15 protein-coding genes are annotated in these 16,122 nt (G+C 58.9%); 12 read left to right on the top strand and 3 right to left on the bottom strand.

Translation table 11 applies throughout. From position 1 onward, the window contains the following. The first annotated feature begins 27 nt into the window (after positions 1–27). The 8 genes from ACXAG1_RS00955 (at position 28) to ACXAG1_RS00920 (ending at position 9,736) form a co-directional block, all read left to right on the top strand. Positions 28–1,179 carry an efflux RND transporter periplasmic adaptor subunit gene (locus ACXAG1_RS00955; RefSeq protein ID WP_475118651.1) on the top strand — a complete coding sequence of 384 codons (1,152 nt, stop codon included), beginning with the start codon at positions 28–30 and terminating at the stop codon, positions 1,177–1,179. Beyond that, complete coding sequence (locus ACXAG1_RS00950; RefSeq protein ID WP_475118650.1) at positions 1,179–4,331, top strand: efflux RND transporter permease subunit; 3,153 nt, start codon at positions 1,179–1,181, stop codon at positions 4,329–4,331. Before ACXAG1_RS00955 ends, ACXAG1_RS00950 begins: the two co-directional genes overlap by 1 nt. A 9-nt stretch (positions 4,332–4,340) precedes the next feature. Continuing rightward, the gene (locus ACXAG1_RS00945) at positions 4,341–4,925 is read left to right on the top strand and encodes an exopolysaccharide biosynthesis protein (protein WP_475118649.1); all 585 of its coding nucleotides are present in this window, start codon (positions 4,341–4,343) and stop codon (positions 4,923–4,925) included. Between the two features lie 176 nt (positions 4,926–5,101). Then, positions 5,102–5,668, top strand: coding sequence for an alkyl hydroperoxide reductase subunit C (gene ahpC / locus ACXAG1_RS00940; RefSeq protein ID WP_078083780.1), 567 nt, complete (start codon positions 5,102–5,104; stop codon positions 5,666–5,668). Positions 5,669–5,875: 207 nt separating this feature from the next. Next, a complete protein-coding gene (ahpF, locus tag ACXAG1_RS00935) occupies positions 5,876–7,471 on the top strand; it encodes an alkyl hydroperoxide reductase subunit F (protein WP_475118648.1) in 1,596 nt (531 codons plus the stop codon). 302 nt (positions 7,472–7,773) lie between these two features. Beyond that, positions 7,774–8,352, top strand: a complete 579-nt coding sequence (locus ACXAG1_RS00930; RefSeq protein ID WP_475118647.1) for a YceI family protein — start codon at positions 7,774–7,776, stop codon at positions 8,350–8,352. Between the two features lie 255 nt (positions 8,353–8,607). Further along, entirely contained in the window at positions 8,608–9,156 is a 549-nt protein-coding gene (locus ACXAG1_RS00925) for a DUF2058 domain-containing protein (protein WP_475118646.1), read from the top strand. Between the two features lie 16 nt (positions 9,157–9,172). Next, positions 9,173–9,736 carry a DUF1415 domain-containing protein gene (locus ACXAG1_RS00920; protein ID WP_406827586.1) on the top strand — a complete coding sequence of 188 codons (564 nt, stop codon included), beginning with the start codon at positions 9,173–9,175 and terminating at the stop codon, positions 9,734–9,736. An 11-nt stretch (positions 9,737–9,747) separates the two neighbouring features. Here the strand turns inward: ACXAG1_RS00920 and ACXAG1_RS00915 are convergent, their stop codons facing one another. The 3 genes from ACXAG1_RS00915 to ACXAG1_RS00905 all read right to left on the bottom strand — a co-directional run bounded on the left by ACXAG1_RS00915 (position 9,748) and on the right by ACXAG1_RS00905 (position 12,910). Beyond that, entirely contained in the window at positions 9,748–11,505 is a 1,758-nt protein-coding gene (locus tag ACXAG1_RS00915; protein ID WP_475118645.1) for a SulP family inorganic anion transporter, read from the bottom strand. A gap of 34 nt (positions 11,506–11,539) precedes the next feature. Beyond that, positions 11,540–11,947 (bottom strand): protein tyrosine phosphatase family protein, encoded by a 408-nt coding sequence (locus ACXAG1_RS00910; protein WP_475118644.1) that lies wholly within the window; start codon positions 11,945–11,947, stop codon positions 11,540–11,542. 84 nt (positions 11,948–12,031) lie between these two features. Next, positions 12,032–12,910 carry an MBL fold metallo-hydrolase gene (locus ACXAG1_RS00905; RefSeq protein ID WP_475118643.1) on the bottom strand — a complete coding sequence of 293 codons (879 nt, stop codon included), beginning with the start codon at positions 12,908–12,910 and terminating at the stop codon, positions 12,032–12,034. Between the two features lie 176 nt (positions 12,911–13,086). Between ACXAG1_RS00905 and ACXAG1_RS00900 the strand changes: the two genes are divergently transcribed. From ACXAG1_RS00900 to ACXAG1_RS00885, 4 genes are all read left to right on the top strand, one after another. Further along, complete coding sequence (locus ACXAG1_RS00900; protein ID WP_475118642.1) at positions 13,087–13,401, top strand: ArsR/SmtB family transcription factor; 315 nt, start codon at positions 13,087–13,089, stop codon at positions 13,399–13,401. Between the two features lie 9 nt (positions 13,402–13,410). After that, the gene (locus tag ACXAG1_RS00895; RefSeq protein ID WP_475118641.1) at positions 13,411–13,860 is read left to right on the top strand and encodes a YeeE/YedE family protein; all 450 of its coding nucleotides are present in this window, start codon (positions 13,411–13,413) and stop codon (positions 13,858–13,860) included. A 4-nt stretch (positions 13,861–13,864) separates the two neighbouring features. Further along, a complete protein-coding gene (locus ACXAG1_RS00890; RefSeq protein ID WP_475093278.1) occupies positions 13,865–14,287 on the top strand; it encodes a DUF6691 family protein in 423 nt (140 codons plus the stop codon). An 84-nt stretch (positions 14,288–14,371) separates the two neighbouring features. After that, positions 14,372–16,105 (top strand): SulP family inorganic anion transporter, encoded by a 1,734-nt coding sequence (locus ACXAG1_RS00885; protein WP_475118640.1) that lies wholly within the window; start codon positions 14,372–14,374, stop codon positions 16,103–16,105. Positions 16,106–16,122 lie beyond the last annotated feature (17 nt).

The raw sequence follows: 16,122 nt of genomic DNA, 5'->3' as shown, positions 1-16,122 counted from the left end.
CCAGATACGTTTAATGATTGATCTTCCATGCGGTTAACCCGATTTCTGCCAATTACCCTGCTGCTCGCGCTGTTTTCGGTGTATTCACAACCGGCAGAGAACAGCAGCGACAAGGCAACCGGTGAATCGCCGATTACTGTAGAGGCGGTGGTCGCACGCGCGCAGCCTCTGATTGAGGAAGTTCCTGTCACTGGCACCATCAACCCGTTGCGCCAGGCCCTGCTGTCGGCGGAAGTCGCGGGCATGATTCAGGACATCCACGCGGATATCGGTGACCGGGTAAAAAAAGGGGCGCTCCTGCTCACGCTCGATCCGGAGCTCAGCAGTATCCAGCGTGATGCCGCCCTGGCAGAAGTGGCACGGGTGCGGGAGACACTGGCGGACAGCCGCCGGCGTCTGGCGGAGCTGCAGCGGCTGGTGGGCGACAATCATGTGGCAGAAACCGAAGTGGAAAGCCTCGGCTCGGAGGTGCGCGAGCGCAGCGCGCAATTGCAGGCGGCTCAGGTAGAAACCGAACGTCTGAGCGCCCTGCTCCGCAGGCATCGGGTTGCAGCACCCTTTTCGGGAACGGTCAGCCTGCGCGAGGTGGATGTGGGCGAATGGGTGGAGCCGGGCACCGCGCTGTTCGAACTGGTGGATACCGATACCCTACGTGCAGACTTCCAGGTGCCCCAGCGCTACTTTTCCCGCATCCAGCCCGACACAGGTTTGCGCGTCACCCTCGACAGTGGCGAGACCTTAACCGCGAGAGTGGAGCACCGTATTCCGGTGAGCCGGAGTGGCGGCCGCACCTTCCTGTTGCGCGCCATCATTGAGGAAAAGCGTGGAGGGGATACACGGGAAACGCCCGCGGTGATCCCCGGCATGTCCGCCTCCGCGGTACTGCAACTGACCGGTGATCGCCAGGGGATTGCGGTACCGCGAGATGCGGTGCTGCGCTACCCCGATGGGCGCATCACCGTGTGGCTCGCTGCCCCCGGTAGCCGTTGGGGCGGTACCGCTTCGGTAAATGAACAGCCGGTAACCACCGGACTCAGCTTTAACGGCATGATCGAAATCAAAACCGGCCTCACGGCAGGGCAACAGGTCGTGGTGCGCGGTAACGAGAGTCTGCAGCCGAATCAGAAGGTGGTGCTCAAACAGGCACTGAAAACCGACACTGGAGCGAGCAGCCGCTGATGTTCGAGCAGGTCATCAAAAACGGCATTCTGGTCACGGTGACGGTACTGATCATCGCGATACTCGGGTTGGTGGCCGCCTTCCGTATTCCCGTGCAGATGATTCCGGACCTTGAGGTGCGCACCATCTCCATCCGCACCAGCTGGCCCGGCGCCACGCCGCAGGATATCGAAAAGGAAATCCTGATCGAGCAGGAGGAATACCTAAGAAACATCCCTTATCTCCAGGAATTGCAGTCCACCGCCGACCTGGGTTCCGCCGAGATCGAGCTCGAATTCCCTTTCGGTGTGGATATTCTGGAAACCCAGATACGCGTCAACAACGCCCTCACCCAGGTACCCTCCTACCCGGAAAATGTGGACGAACCGCGGGTCTACGCCACCTCCTTTTCGTCGAATGCGTTTATGTACTTCCGCGTCTCTCCCCTGCCCGGCAATCCGCGCGGGCTGGACATGGATATGTTGCGGGATTACGTGGAGGACAATGTGCGCCCGCGCATGTCGGGGGTTCCCGGCGTGGCACAGGTGGACGTGGGCGGTGGCGCCGAGCGACAGATCCAGATCCGCCTGAAGCCGGAGCGGCTGGCAGAGCGCAATCTGACCCTCTCCGAAGTGCGCGCGGTGATCAATGCACGCAACCGCGATATCTCCGGGGGCGAAGTGGAAAGCGGCAAGCGCCGCTATCTGTTGCGCACTCTGGGGAGATTCAAAGATCTGGAGGAGCTGCGCGCACTGATCCTGCGACGGGATGGCGACAGTATCGTGTACCTGGGGGATGTCGCCGAGATCAGACTGGACCACTTCAAGATCCGCAGCAGCTCCTTCGTCAACGGTCAGTCGGTGATCTTCCTGTCGGTGCGCCGCGAGAGCGGTTCCAATGTGATCGATATCAAACGCGCCATGCTCAGGGAAGTCGCGCAGATTAACCGGGAATTACTCGAACCGCAGGGCATGCACCTGTCCCTTACTGCCGATGACGTGGGATACGTGGAATCTTCCGTATTCAATGTGTGGAAAAACCTCGCCATCGGCGCGCTACTCGCCACCGCCATCATGTACGCTTTCCTGCGCTCTTTCCGCGCCACGGCGCTGGGCGTGGTCGGGATTCCCATCTGTACAATTGCCGCATTTATCGGCCTGTTGATCGCCGGTCGCACCATCAATGTCATCTCTCTGGCGGGTGTGGCCTTTTCCATCGGCATGACCCTGGACAACAGTATCGTGGTACTGGAAAGCATCGAACTCGAGCGTCGCCGCGGACTGGACCGGCTTCAGGCAGCAATCAGCGGGGTCCGCAAGGTGTGGCCGGCGGTGCTGGCGTCGACGCTTACTACAGTGATGGTATTTCTGCCGGTGGTGTTTATCGCGGAGGAAGCCGGGCAACTGTATTCCGACATTGCCATCGCTATTTCCGCTTCCATTCTCGTATCCATGCTGGTGGCGATTACCGTCATCCCCACCGCCAGTGCGCGGCTGAAATTCGATGGCACCACGGCAAACAACCTGGAAAACAGCCGGCTTAGGCGCAGCGTAATTGAACGGATTCACTGGCTGCTCGCCGCGCCCTCCAGGCGCCTCTACTGTATCGGCGTTACTGTCGCTGCGAGCCTCGCCATCGTCCTGCTGCTCACCCCACCAGCGGAGTACCTCCCCGAGGGCGAGGAGGCAAAAACCTTTGCCAGCATGAATGCGCCGCCGGGCTACAACCTCGCCACCATGCAAGAAATTGCGCTGGAGCTGCAGGCATTCTTTCTGCCCTATCTGGACCCGGCACCGGAGGCATTTGATCGCGGTGACACCAGAGTGCCACCGATGAAGTTCTTTATCATCAGCGTGTCCCCGCAAAGCCTGCGCATTATTGCGGAGACCAAAGACCCGAGACATATCGATGAACTGATGGCCGTGATCGTCGAACAGTACGAGCAGTATCCGGGGATGCGCGCCTTCGCGACCCGGGGCTCCATCATCAGCAGCAACGACGGCGGCACCCGCAGTGTGAACCTGGATATTTCCGGTTCCAATCTCGCGGACCTGTATCAGGTTGCCCGCACGGCCTACAGCCGCGCACAACAGATCTTTGACAATCCCAATATTCAGACCCGCCCCGCCAGCCTGTCACTGGCGCAGCCACTGCTGGAAGTGAAACCCAGGTGGGCCCGTGCCGCAGAAGTGGGCATGAGCGCGGAAGACATCGGCTTTGCCGTGGCCGCACTGACCGACGGCGCCTTCGTCAACGAGTTTTTCATGAACGACGACAAGGTGGATATCTACCTGTACAACCAGCAGGGACCGGAAGCTACCGTAGAAACACTGGAACAGATCTTCGTGTACACCCCTGGTGGCACAGTATTGCCACTATCAGAACTCGCTGAGATCCAGGAGACCGTCGACACCGCCACCGTACGCAGGATCGACGGCCGCCGCACCGTCAGCCTGAATATCATTCCGCCGCGTTCGGTCGCGCTGGAAACCGGTGTGGAAGCCGTGCGCTCGGAGCTGGTGCAATATCTGCGCGACAATGGCCAGGTTCCGCTGGGTGTTTCCCTGAATATTTCTGGCGCCGCAGACCAGCTGGACGCCACCCGTGCCTCCCTCGGCAGCAACTATGCGGTGGCGCTTGCCATTATCTACCTGCTGATGGTGGCGATCTTTTCCCACTGGGGATACCCGCTGCTGATCATGACCACAATCCCGCTGGGTATTGCCGGTGGCATTGCCGGGCTCGCCTTACTCAATCTCGTCGGCGCGATACTGCGCGGCATGGGTTTTGAAGGGGTACACCAGCCCTTCGACATGATCTCCATGCTCGGCTTTCTGATCCTGATGGGCACGGTGGTCAATAACCCTATCCTGATCGTGCACCGGGCCATCGCCAACGTGAAGGAAGATGGCATGAACGCCGTTGAAGCGGTGCAGGAAGCGGTGGACTCCCGGCTGCGCCCGATCGCCATATCCACACTCACCACCATTTTTGGTCTGGCGCCACTGGTGTTCCTGCCCGGCGCCGGTACCGAGCTCTATCGTGGAGTGGGCGTGATTGTGATGGCGGGCATTATTGGCGCGACCCTGGTAACCCTGACCATGCTCCCGTCGCTGACCGCCTTTGTGCTGGAGTGGCACCAGCGCCATGCAGAGGCACCGGGCAAGGTGTAGCCTTGAATCATGTCAGAGCGAATTCAGAACCTCAGCCAGCTGATCCAGCAGTTGGAAGCCATGGCCGAGTCCAGTGACCACATCACCCTGGACAAGGTGCTCGACGCCATGGGCGAACGCTCCTTTGCGCCGGTAATTCTGCTCGCCGGGCTGATTCTCTTTTCTCCACTATCGGGAATTCCCGGTATGCCCACGCTAATGGGCATCCTGCTGTTACTGATCAGTACGCAGATGCTGATGCTGCGCCATCACCTGTGGCTGCCACAGTGGCTGCTCAGCCGCACCATTCCAAAATCCCCGCTGATGCACGGGCTGAGCTGGATCGAAAAGCCCGCTGCACACCTCGACCGCTGGCTGCGCCCGCGCCTGGGGATCATGGTGTACCGCGCCGGCAGCCTCGCTACCGCCGGTATCTGCAGTGTCATCGCCCTGCTGCTGCCACTGATGGAAATCATCCCCTTCTCCGCCTCCCTGGCGGGTCTTGCACTGATCGCGTTTGGGCTGGCACTGGTGGCCCGCGACGGTGCCCTGGAGTTGCTGGCGTTTGCACTCACCGGCAGTGCCCTGGCGTTGATCCCCTATTACTTCTTTTGACGCTAAAGCTATCAAAACCAATACTCAGATAGCGCAGAGCAATCACACCCATTAAAATCAATAATTTTTATCAAGAACAGCAAGCCAATAGTATTTCCCCCGTACCCGATAACCCACGCCCGAAATAGATACCTGAAACAACGGGCAAACATTCTCTCAGGAGATAAGGAAATACCATGGCTAACTACATCAACAGCGAAATCAAACCCTTCAACGCCAAGGCATACCAGTCTGGTGACTTCTTCGATGTGTCTGACGCGGACCTGAAAGGCAAGTGGTCTGTGGTCTTCTTCTACCCGGCGGACTTCACCTTCGTATGCCCCACCGAGCTGGGCGACCTGGCGGACAACTACGCCGAATTCCAGAAGCTGGGCGTTGAGATCTACTCCGTCTCCACCGATACCCACTTCACCCACAAGGCGTGGCACGACACTTCCGACACCATCGGCAAGATCCAATTCCCGATGATCGGCGACCCCACCGGCACCATCACCCGCAACTTCGGTGTGATGATCGAGGAAGAAGGCATCGCGGATCGCGGCACTTTCGTGATCGACCCGGAAGGCAAGATCCAGATCGTTGAGATCAACGCCGGCGGTATCGGCCGCGACGCCCAGGACCTGCTGCGCAAGATCAAAGCCGCCCAGTACGTTGCCGCCCACCCGGGTGAAGTTTGCCCGGCCAAGTGGAAAGAAGGTGAAGAAACCCTCGCGCCTTCTCTGGATCTGGTAGGCAAAATTTAAGGCCCTCCATCTTCCCGGCAAATTCGAAGTACAGAGTTGCCGGGAAGGTGCTGATGCCGGGTACAACCTTGTGAGACCTTCTGCGAGAGGGACCTCGCAGAAGAGCCCCCATGGATGGGTTCACGGCGTGTCTCACAAGGTTGTACCCGGCAGCAGTGCCGCTACTGGACTTAATAAAGAACCACTAAAGAATTTCAGGACACACCGATGTTGGACGCAAACGTAAAGAAACAATTGGACACCTATCTGCAGAATATCGTCACTCCGATCCAGATCAGTGTGTCCGCCGACAGCAGCCCCAAGGCTGTTGAACTGAACACCCTCGCCAGTGAAATCGCCGGCCTCTCCAGCAAGATTGAATTGAAGCAGGAGAGCCGCAAGCGCACCCCGAGCATGGCCATCGCGCCCGCCGGAGAAACCCCGCGCGTCAGTTTCGCCGGCATCCCCATGGGACACGAATTCACCTCCCTGGTGCTCGCCCTGCTGCAAGCCGGCGGCCACCCGTCCAAAGCGGATCCGGAACTGCTGGAGCAGATCCGCAATATCCGGGGTGAATTCCACTTCGAAACCTATATCTCACTGTCTTGCCAGAATTGCCCGGACGTGGTCCAGGCGCTGAACCTGATGGCAAACCTGAACCCGAACATCACCCACGAGATGATCGACGGTGCCCTGTTCCAGGAAGAAGTGGACGAGCGCCAGATCATGGCGGTACCCGCGGTCTACCTGAACGGCGAGCACTTCGGCCAGGGCCGCATGGGGCTCGAAGAAATCGTGGCCAAAATTGATACCGGTGCCGAAGCGCGCAAGGCGGAAGAGCTGAACGAGCGCGCGCCCTACGACGTGCTGGTACTGGGCGGTGGCCCGGCCGGTGCCGCGGCAGCGATTTACGCGGCCCGCAAAGGCATCCGCACTGGCCTCGTGGCCGAGCGTTTCGGCGGCCAGGTGATGGATACCGTGGGTATCGAAAACTTTATTTCCGTGCCCTACACCGAAGGTCCGAAGCTGGCCGCCAGCCTCGAGCAACACGTAAAAGAGTACGGTGTGGACATCATCACCGGGCAACGTGCTGCCGAGCTCAAGCGCGACAAGCTGATCGAGCTGCAAATGGAGAGCGGCGCCACGCTGGCGAGCAAATCCGTTGTGCTTGCCACTGGTGCCCGCTGGCGCGAACTGGGGGTCCCCGGGGAAGCGGAATATAAAACCCGCGGCGTGGCTTACTGCCCACACTGTGACGGTCCCTTCTTCAAGGGCAAGCACGTGGCGGTGATCGGCGGTGGCAATTCCGGTATCGAGGCGGCCATCGATCTCGCGGGTATCGTCAAACACGTCACCGTGCTGGAATTCGCCGATACCCTGCGAGCGGACGAGGTGCTGGTGCGCAAGGCGCGCTCCATGCCCAACGTGGACATCATCACCAATGCCCAGACCACCGAAGTGCTCGGCGATGGCAGCAAGGTCAATGGCCTGCAGTACACCGATCGCGTCAGTGGCGAGAGCAGGAAGCTGGAACTGGCGGGCGTATTCGTGCAGATCGGCCTGGTACCGAACACCGAGTTCCTGAAGGACAGCGGGCTGGAAATGAACCGAGTCGGTGAGATCGAGATCGACAGCCGCGGTGCCACTTCCATTCCTGGCGTATTTGCCGCGGGCGATGCCACCACGGTGCCCTACAAGCAGATTGTGATCTCCATGGGCGCGGGCGCCACCGCCGCCCTGGGTGCCTTTGACCACCTGATCCGGACATCCGTCACCGATGACAGTGCGGGGGAACAGGCGGAATCTCTGTCACTGGCAAGCTGATCACCGAAGGTAGTTTTGACTTTCCCGTTTCAACCCGGGGTACTGGCCTCCCAGCGGTACCCCGCCTCTCCCCGATGGGCACCCCTCCCACCCATACTGGGAACCATCCTCAACCTTCAGCCGGCATCAGCCGGCTTTTTTTCTTCCCATTTTTTACTACCATTCGCAGACTTTCACTGGCCAGTAACCACAGTGACTGATAATGTTTCTCACCTGAAACCGATTGGTCGATTCTGGTCGACACAGTCTGCATATGGATCAAATCCCGGTCTCACTACCGAGTCTGAAACAGGAGAATCACCATGACTTTAAAGTCCATTGCCCTGGCATCCCTACTTGCCCTGCCTGTATCCGCGTTCGCTGACTGGCAGCTGGCCGGTGACGACTCCAGCGTAAACTTTGTTTCCGTGAAGAAGTCCACCATTGCTGAGACCCACTTTTTCAAGAGCCTGAGTGGCAGCATTTCCGATAGCGGCGATGCCAAGGTCACCATCGACCTGGCCAGTGTGGAAACCAATATCCCGATCCGCAATGAGCGGATGCAGAAGATGCTGTTCGAGACGGCGAAATTCGCCGAGGCGACAGTTTCCACCAGTGTGGATGCCGCGAAACTGAAGGCCCTGAAGCCCGGTCAGACCATGTCGGTGGACGCGGATGTTACTGTCGCGATCCACGGCGAGTCCAAAACCCACAAGGCCAAGCTTCATGTTACCGGCCTGGAAGGCGGCAGCCTGCTGGTCACCACCAAGGCGCCCATTCTGCTCAATGCCGGTGATTACAAGCTGCTCGAAGGTATCGAGAAGCTGCGCGAAGTGGCTGGCCTGGATAGCATCAGCCCGATGGTGCCGGTGACTACCAGTCTGGTCTTCGAGCAGAAATAACGGATCGTCGCCTCGAACCAGTTTCGAGGCGACGCCACTGCCGGTAAAGCCTCGCGAGACACGCCGTAGACCCATCCATGGGGGCTCTTCTGCGAGGTCCCTCTCGCAGAAGGTCTCGCGAGGCTTTACCGGCAGCGGCCCCTTCTCATCGACATTTCAGAAATTAACCGCAAGCAACGCAGTTCCTTGACGCTGCGCATCCCCACCAAAATCCGCTAGAATTCCCGCCTGAACGTTCCCATCAGGTAGACCCCCATGGCATCACTCCAGGATCAACTGCTCAAGGCAGGTCTGGTAGACGGCAAGAAAGCCAAGCAAATCAGCAAAGAAAAGCGCAAACAGAACAAAGTGGCCAAGAAATCTGGCGAGGTTCAGGTGGACGAGGCCAAACTGGCAGCGGAACAGGCCCGTGCAGCCAAAGTGGCCAAAGACCGGGAACTGAATGCCCAGCGTGAGGCGGCCGCCCAGGAAAAGGCCATTCAGGCTCAGGTCAAACAGCTGATCGAGCGCAACAAGCAGCCCAAGGGCGCCAACGGTAAAGACGATATTGCCTACCACTTCACCTTCGACAAGAAGGTAAAAAAAATCTATGTCTCCGCCGCGGTGCAGGACCACCTGATCGCAGGCCGGCTACTGATCGTCGGTGAGGGCGAACAGTTCGAGCTGGTGCCCAAGGTGGTGGCCGAAAAGATTGCCGAGCGCAATCCCGCCATGGTGGTGCAGCCACCGGAAAACAGCAGCGCAGCGCCGGACGAAGACGATCCCTATGCGGGCTATGAAATCCCCGATGACCTGATGTGGTAAGCGGACGCTCAGTGAGATGACAGACAGCGATCCGGTTATCGCCCAGGTCGAGCAGTGGCTGAATGAGGTCGTGGTGGGGCTGAACCTGTGCCCCTTTGCCCGCAAGCCGCTGCGCGCCGGGCAGATTCGTTACGTGGTGAGCGACGCAGCCGGGGAAAAGTGCACGGAAATTTTGCTGGAGGAGTTACTGCAGGAATTTCAGGTACTGGACCGCTGCACGGAAGAAGAGGTGGAAACCACCCTGCTGATCCTGCCCACCCAGCTGCAGGACTTTCACGATTACAACTTTTTCCTCGACGATGCCGAGTGGCTGTTGAAGCGGCAGGGCTACGAGGGTGTGTATCAGATCGCCAGCTTCCACCCCCACTACCAGTTTGCAGATACGCAACCGGACGATGCGGAAAACCTCACCAATCGCGCCCCCTACCCTATTTTGCATATTCTGCGCGAAGCGAGCCTGGAGCGCGGGCTAAAAAATTATCCGGACCCGGAATCCATTCCCCACAACAATATCCTGCGGGTGGAGTCGCTCACGGATAAGGAGAAAGAGCGGCTGTTTCCCTACCTGTTTTCCCCATAGCGAGCAGCCCGTTACTGTGGGCAACCATCGAAGTGGTCACGCAGCGTGGTAAATGCCTGGTACTGGGTGAAAAAAATCTTGCCCGACAACGCGTCTAAAAAGCCGCTTTTCGACAGGGCATCCATCACCGGCCCCTTGACCTCGGACAGGTGAAAGCAAATTCCCGAAGCCTTCAGTTGCGCATTGATGGATTCGAGGGTTTCCAGCGCACTCCAGTCGATTTCATTGATCGCGCTGCACATCAGAATCACATGCCGGACCTCCGGTGTCGCGGCAATATCGCCATACACTCGCTCCTCCAGAAATGCCGCGTTGGCAAACATCAGGCTTTCGTCCACCCGGATACTCAATATCTGCGGCAGGGTCCGCACCGGGTGACGCTGGATATTGCGGAAATGTTCTGTGCCTTCCACCAGCCCCACTTCCGCGATATGCGGTTTGGATGTCCGGTACAGGAACAGTACAACCGATGCCAGCACCCCACAGGACACCCCCACCTCCACGCCGAACAGGAGCGTAACCACGATGGTGACCAGCACTGCGAGAAAATCGCTGGGTGAGTACTGCCAGGTTTTTTTCAGAATGGAGAAGTCCACCAGAGACAGCACCGCAACGATAATGGTCGCCGCCAGAGTCGCCTTGGGCAGATAAAAGAGAAACGGTGTAAGAAACATGGCCGCCAGGGCGATACCGAAGGCGGTAAACACGCTAGCCATCTGAGTTTTTGCACCCGCATCAAAATTGACCACCGAGCGCGAGAAACCGCCAGTAACCGGAAAGCCTCCGGAAAATCCCGCAGCCATATTTGCCGCACCCAGCCCGATCAGCTCCTGGTTCATATCAATCTTCTGGCGGCGCTTGGCACCGAGGGTTTTGCCGACGGATACCGATTCCACATAGCCAATAATGGAAATCATCACCGCCGGTAGAAAGAGTTGTTGTACCAGCTCCAGGGATAAAATCGGCCACACAAACTGTGGAAGGCCACGGGGAATTTCTCCGACAAGATCAACCCCCTTTCCCTCCAGATCGAAACCACTGGCCAGAAGAATGGTGGCCACCACACCAACGACCGGCGCCGCCTTCACCAGCAATACGGCGGTATTTTTCGACACTGACAGCTGCTGCAGAAATCGCACCGCAGCACCGCGCGACCAGATCAGGAAACCTACAACCGACGCGCCCAAAACGAGTGAGTACACATTGACGCTTCCCAGACCGGAATACATCGACATCATCAGCTCGGGCAAATTGTCACCCTGCGCAGGGACACCCAGCAGATGTTTTAACTGACTGAAGGCGATCAGAATTCCCGATGCGGTAATAAACCCGGAGATCACCGGGTGGGACAGAAAATTGGCGAGGAACCCGAGGCGCAATACCCCAAGAAAAAACAGAAACAAACCGGACAATAATGCCAAGACCATTGCCGCCAGCAGATAGTCAGAAGTGTTCTGGGCCGCTACCTGACCGAGGGCCGCCGCACTCATCAGCGAAGCGACGGCAACGGGCCCTACCGACAGGGTGCGGCTGCTACCAAACAACGCATAGGCAACCAGTGGCGCGATACTCGCGTAGAGCCCCACTTCCGCCGGCAAACCCGCCAGCAGCGCATAGGCAAGGGATTGCGGAATCAACATGACGGTGACGATCAATGCAGCCGAGAGGTCCCTTTGTAACGCCCCCCGTGAATACTCGGGCAACCACTGCGCAGCAGGTATAAACTGGCTCAGAAACCGCCCCACGCCACGACCGAATACCCCTTTCACCCGACGAATTCCTCAGACAAAGTGCTGACCCGGATCAGTAGGTCACCAGCACACCAGTGATATCAAACCCGGCATTAGTGGCAGCCTGATGTAGTGCTTTCCTGTCGGCACCATTCAGGCAGCGCGCCGCTGCCCACAAGTTGCAGGAGCGGTTACCTGTGCGGCAGAAGGCGTGTACCTTCTTGCCACTGCTCAACAGCCTGGCGAATTCTTCGCTGTCGGCTGGCTGCATCTGTCCGCGGGAGAACGGGATGGCTACAAATGTCATGCCCGCAGCCGTTGCGGCGTTTTCCAGTTCGTTAAAACCGACGCTATCTTCGGCCTCGTGTTCCGGACGGTTGCACACAATCACTTCCACGCCCTGCGCGCTCAACTCGGCGAAGTCCTCGAGCGCAGGCTCTGCGGAAATACTGACCTGGGGATCCAGTGTTTTGCGCTCCATAGTTGTTTCCTCCACTGACTTGAAAAGCGCTCGAATGGCGTTCGAAAGGCGACAGCAAAAGGTCACTGCACCTTTCAATGGTGGTTAAAGTTTGTTGACCGGCACTTTCAGATACACGGTGCCATTGTCTTCCGCCGGCGGCATCTGGCCCGCGCGAATATTGACCTGGATGGACGGCAAAATCAGTCGAGGCATCCCCAGAGTGGCGTCGCGCTCGCGCCGCATCTTCACAAATTCATCCTCACGCACACCGTCGTGCAGATGAATATTTTTGCGCTTCTGGGTACCTACCGTGGTCTCGCATTGGTGCTCACGGGAACCGTTGGGCGGATAGTCGTGGCACATGAACATGCGGGTCTCTTCCGGTAACGACAGCAGCTTCCGCACAGACCGATACAGGGCGCGGGCATCACCGCCGGGGAAGTCACAGCGCGCACTGCCCACGTCCGGCAGGAACAGGGTGTCGCCCACAAACAGCGCGTCGCCTATCAGCCAGGCCATATCCGCCGGCGTGTGACCGGGAACATAGATGACCCGGGCTTCCAGATCACCGATTTTGAAAATATCGCCGTCATGGAACAGGTGATCGAACTGGGAGCCATCGACCAGAAACTCTTTTTCCAGGTTGAAAATATCGCGAAAGATACCCTGCACCTGGCGAATATGGTCGCCGATGGCGATCTTGCCTCCCAGCTGCTCGCGAATGAACGGCGCCGCAGACAGGTGATCGGCGTGGGCATGGGTCTCCAGTACCCATTCCACGGTCAGATTCTTATCGCGCACGAACTCAACCATTCTCTGGGCGCCGTCGGTGCTGGTACGCCCGGATGCCTGGTCAAAGTCAAGAACTGCATCAATGACCGCGGCACTGCCACCGGCTCGGTCATAGACCACATAGCTCCAGGTCTCGGTGTCATCATCGAGAAACGGTTGCACGAGTGGACGGAGATCTGCGGTAACCATGTCAGCGCCTCATAGATGATTTAGGAATATATCAATAACCATGAGAAATATATATTCCAACAATATACTTTTCAATATATTATTTTTTCCGTAACAGTTTGCCGTGGCTGCCGGGCAGCGCAAACGGTGCGCACTTAGCCTCACCCCAGCCCGAATCACCAAGTGGAACACCTAGAATGCCGGACCCAAGTGACCTACAGCTCGACAGAATGCGTGCCGCCGCAGGGGAAGCCTCGCAACTCCTGCGCTCGCTGGGCAATCCGGATCGCCTGCTCTTGCTCTGCCAGCTGTGTGAAGAGGAACTGAGCGTTGGAGAACTGGAGGAGCGACTGGATATCCGCCAGCCGAGCCTGTCACAGCAGCTGGGCGTATTGCGTCGGGAGGGTCTGGTCGCCACACGCAGGCAAGGCAAGCGGGTGTACTACCGGGTGGCTGACCCGAAGGTACTGACCCTGTTACAAACTTTGTATCAACTGTACTGCGCGGAGTAACTCACCACCATGAACATCGACTGGAATGCATTTACCCCCATATCCGCTCTCGCCGGCGGGGTGCTGATCGGGCTGGCCAGCGCCTGGTTGATCCTCGCAAACGGCCGTATCGCAGGAATTTCCGGGATTCTTGGCGGACTGATAAACCGCGAGCGCGGGCCTGAAGAACGAAGCAATCACGGCTGGCAGCTCGCCTTTATCCTCGGCCTTCTCGCGGGCCCCGGGGTCTGGGCACTGTTTCATGTGCTGCCCCCCATTGAAATCAATGCCAGCTACCCGGTGCTGGTTGCGGCCGGCCTGCTGGTGGGGCTCGGTACCCGCTATGCAGCCGGATGTACCAGCGGCCACGGTGTTTGCGGATTGTCGCGACTGTCGCCCAGGTCGCTGGCTGCCACCTTGACGTTTATGTGCGGCGGCTTCGCCACCGTTTTTATCGCGCGCCACCTACTGGGAGCCTGACGCCATGAATAAAGTAACGGTTTCCGCATTTGCTTCCGGGCTGATCTTCAGTGTCGGCCTGTTGCTTTCAGGTATGGCCAACCCGGAAAAGGTGCTCGGGTTTCTCGACCTGTTCGGTGCCTGGGACCCTTCCCTGGCGCTGGTAATGGGGGGCGCCATTGCGGTCGGCCTGCCCGCGTTTACACTGGCCAGAAAGCGCGAGCGCGCACTGCTCGGAGGGGAAATACATCTGCCCGCCAAACGCTCCCTCGACAGACGCCTGGTTCTCGGCAGCCTGGTTTTCGGAATTGGCTGGGGACTTGCCGGTTTCTGCCCGGGGCCAGGCATTGTCGCTACCGGCGCTCTGCAGCCGGGTGCGGCGGTATTTGTGCTCGCCATGCTGGCCGGGATGTTCGTCTTTCGTATTCTGGAGCAGCGCACCCACTGAGCGTAAATGGCACTGGCCTCTTCCAGATGGCAGGGGCTATGCTGATGGAATTCATGCGCCCTTCGGAGCAAGACTGCAAAACAGATGCGGGCAAACCGACTGATACCCTTCTGGCTGCGAAATTACCGCCGCCAGTGGCTCCTTTCTGACCTTACCGCGGCACTGGTGTCCGGCATGTTGCTGGTACCTCAGGGGCTCGCCTATGCGCTGTTGGCGGGGTTGCCACCACACGTGGGACTCTATGCCAGCCTGGTCCCACTGATTGCTTACGCCGTCTTCGGCAGCAGCAGCGCCATGTCGGTGGGCCCCGCCGCTGTCCTGTCGCTGATGACGGTTTCCGCACTCACTCCTATTGCCGCCATCGGCAGCCCCGAGTATATCGGCGCCGCCATCGTGCTCACCCTGCTCAGTGGTGTATTCCTGTTTGCCATGGGGCTGTTCAAACTGGGCGCGCTGTCCAACCTGCTGAGCCACCCGGTGATCAACGGTTTCGTGTCCGGAGCCGCGGCACTGATTATCGTGGGCCAGCTTCCCGCACTCCTTGGGGTCAAGGCAGACGGCGAAACCGCGTCGGTCAAGTTACTGCATGTAGTGGAGCACCTGCCGGATGCCCACCTGCCCACCATGGTGTTTGGTGTTGCCACCGCCGCAATCCTCATCGCCAGCCGCATCTGGTTACCCATGCTGCTGTATCGGCTCGGCGCACCAAAGCAACTGGCGCGACTGGGCGCGCGACTGATGCCGATGCTGTTGGTGCTCTGCGCCATCGGCCTTGTGCACTGGCTGAAACTCGGCGAAGAACTGGAGATCGTCGGCGACATCCCCGCGGGGCTGCCGCAGATTGTGGTCCCCGACTGGAACGGGCGCCTGGTCTTTCAGCTGCTGCTACCGGCTCTGATCATTGCCCTGCTCACCTTCGTGGAAAGCCTCTCCATCGCCCAGGCACTGGCCGCGCGGCGGGGGGAGCGCCTCAATGCGGATGGGGAATTACTCGGCCTCGGCGCTGCCAATATCACCAGTGGACTGTCTGGTGGCCTGCCGGTAGCAGGCAGTTTTTCGCGCACCGCGGTCAATGCCGAGGCCGGGGCCATCTCACCCCTGGCAGGTGTACTGGCTGCACTGGTCATGATCCCGGTGCTGCTGTACCTGACCGGACTGTTCAGTGAACTGCCGCTCACGGTGCTTGCGGCAATCATTATCGTGGCGGCGGCCAGCCTGTTCGACTTTCGCGGCTTTATCCATAACTGGCGCTACGACCGCACCGATGGCATCGCCATGCTGTGTACCTTTATCGGGGTACTGTTATTCGGGGTGGAAGTGGGCATCGCCCTGGGCATCGGCCTCTCGTTTGCCACCCTGATCTGGCGAAGCAGCCGCCCACATATTGCGGTGGTAGGCCGCGTACCCGGCACCGAACATTTCCGCAATGTGCTGCGCCACGATGTGGAAACCCAGAAAGACATTCTGTTTCTGCGCATCGATGAGAGTCTGTTTTTCAGTAATATCAGCGCCGTGGAAGACCGCCTGTTGAGCGAACTGAAACGTCATCCGGCAACCCGCGAGCTGGTGCTGATTCTGTCATCGGTCAGCCGTATCGACGGCACAGCACTGGAGCGCCTGCACCAGATCAACAAGGATCTGAGAAACCGTAACATCCGCCTGCACCTTTCCGAGGTAAAAGGGCCGGTGCTCGACCGGTTGAGCCGGTCCAAACTGTTGGAAAAACTGACCGGCCGTATTTTCCTCTCCTCGTATATTGCGGAACTGGCCCTGCGACACGGTGACGAGGGCGAGCCGATACCAGAGGACCCGGCATAAAAACTTGTACCCGCCAC

The organism is Microbulbifer sp. ABE4_465 (assembly GCF_056160765.1).
This window is presented reverse-complemented; position numbering and strand designations above follow the sequence as displayed.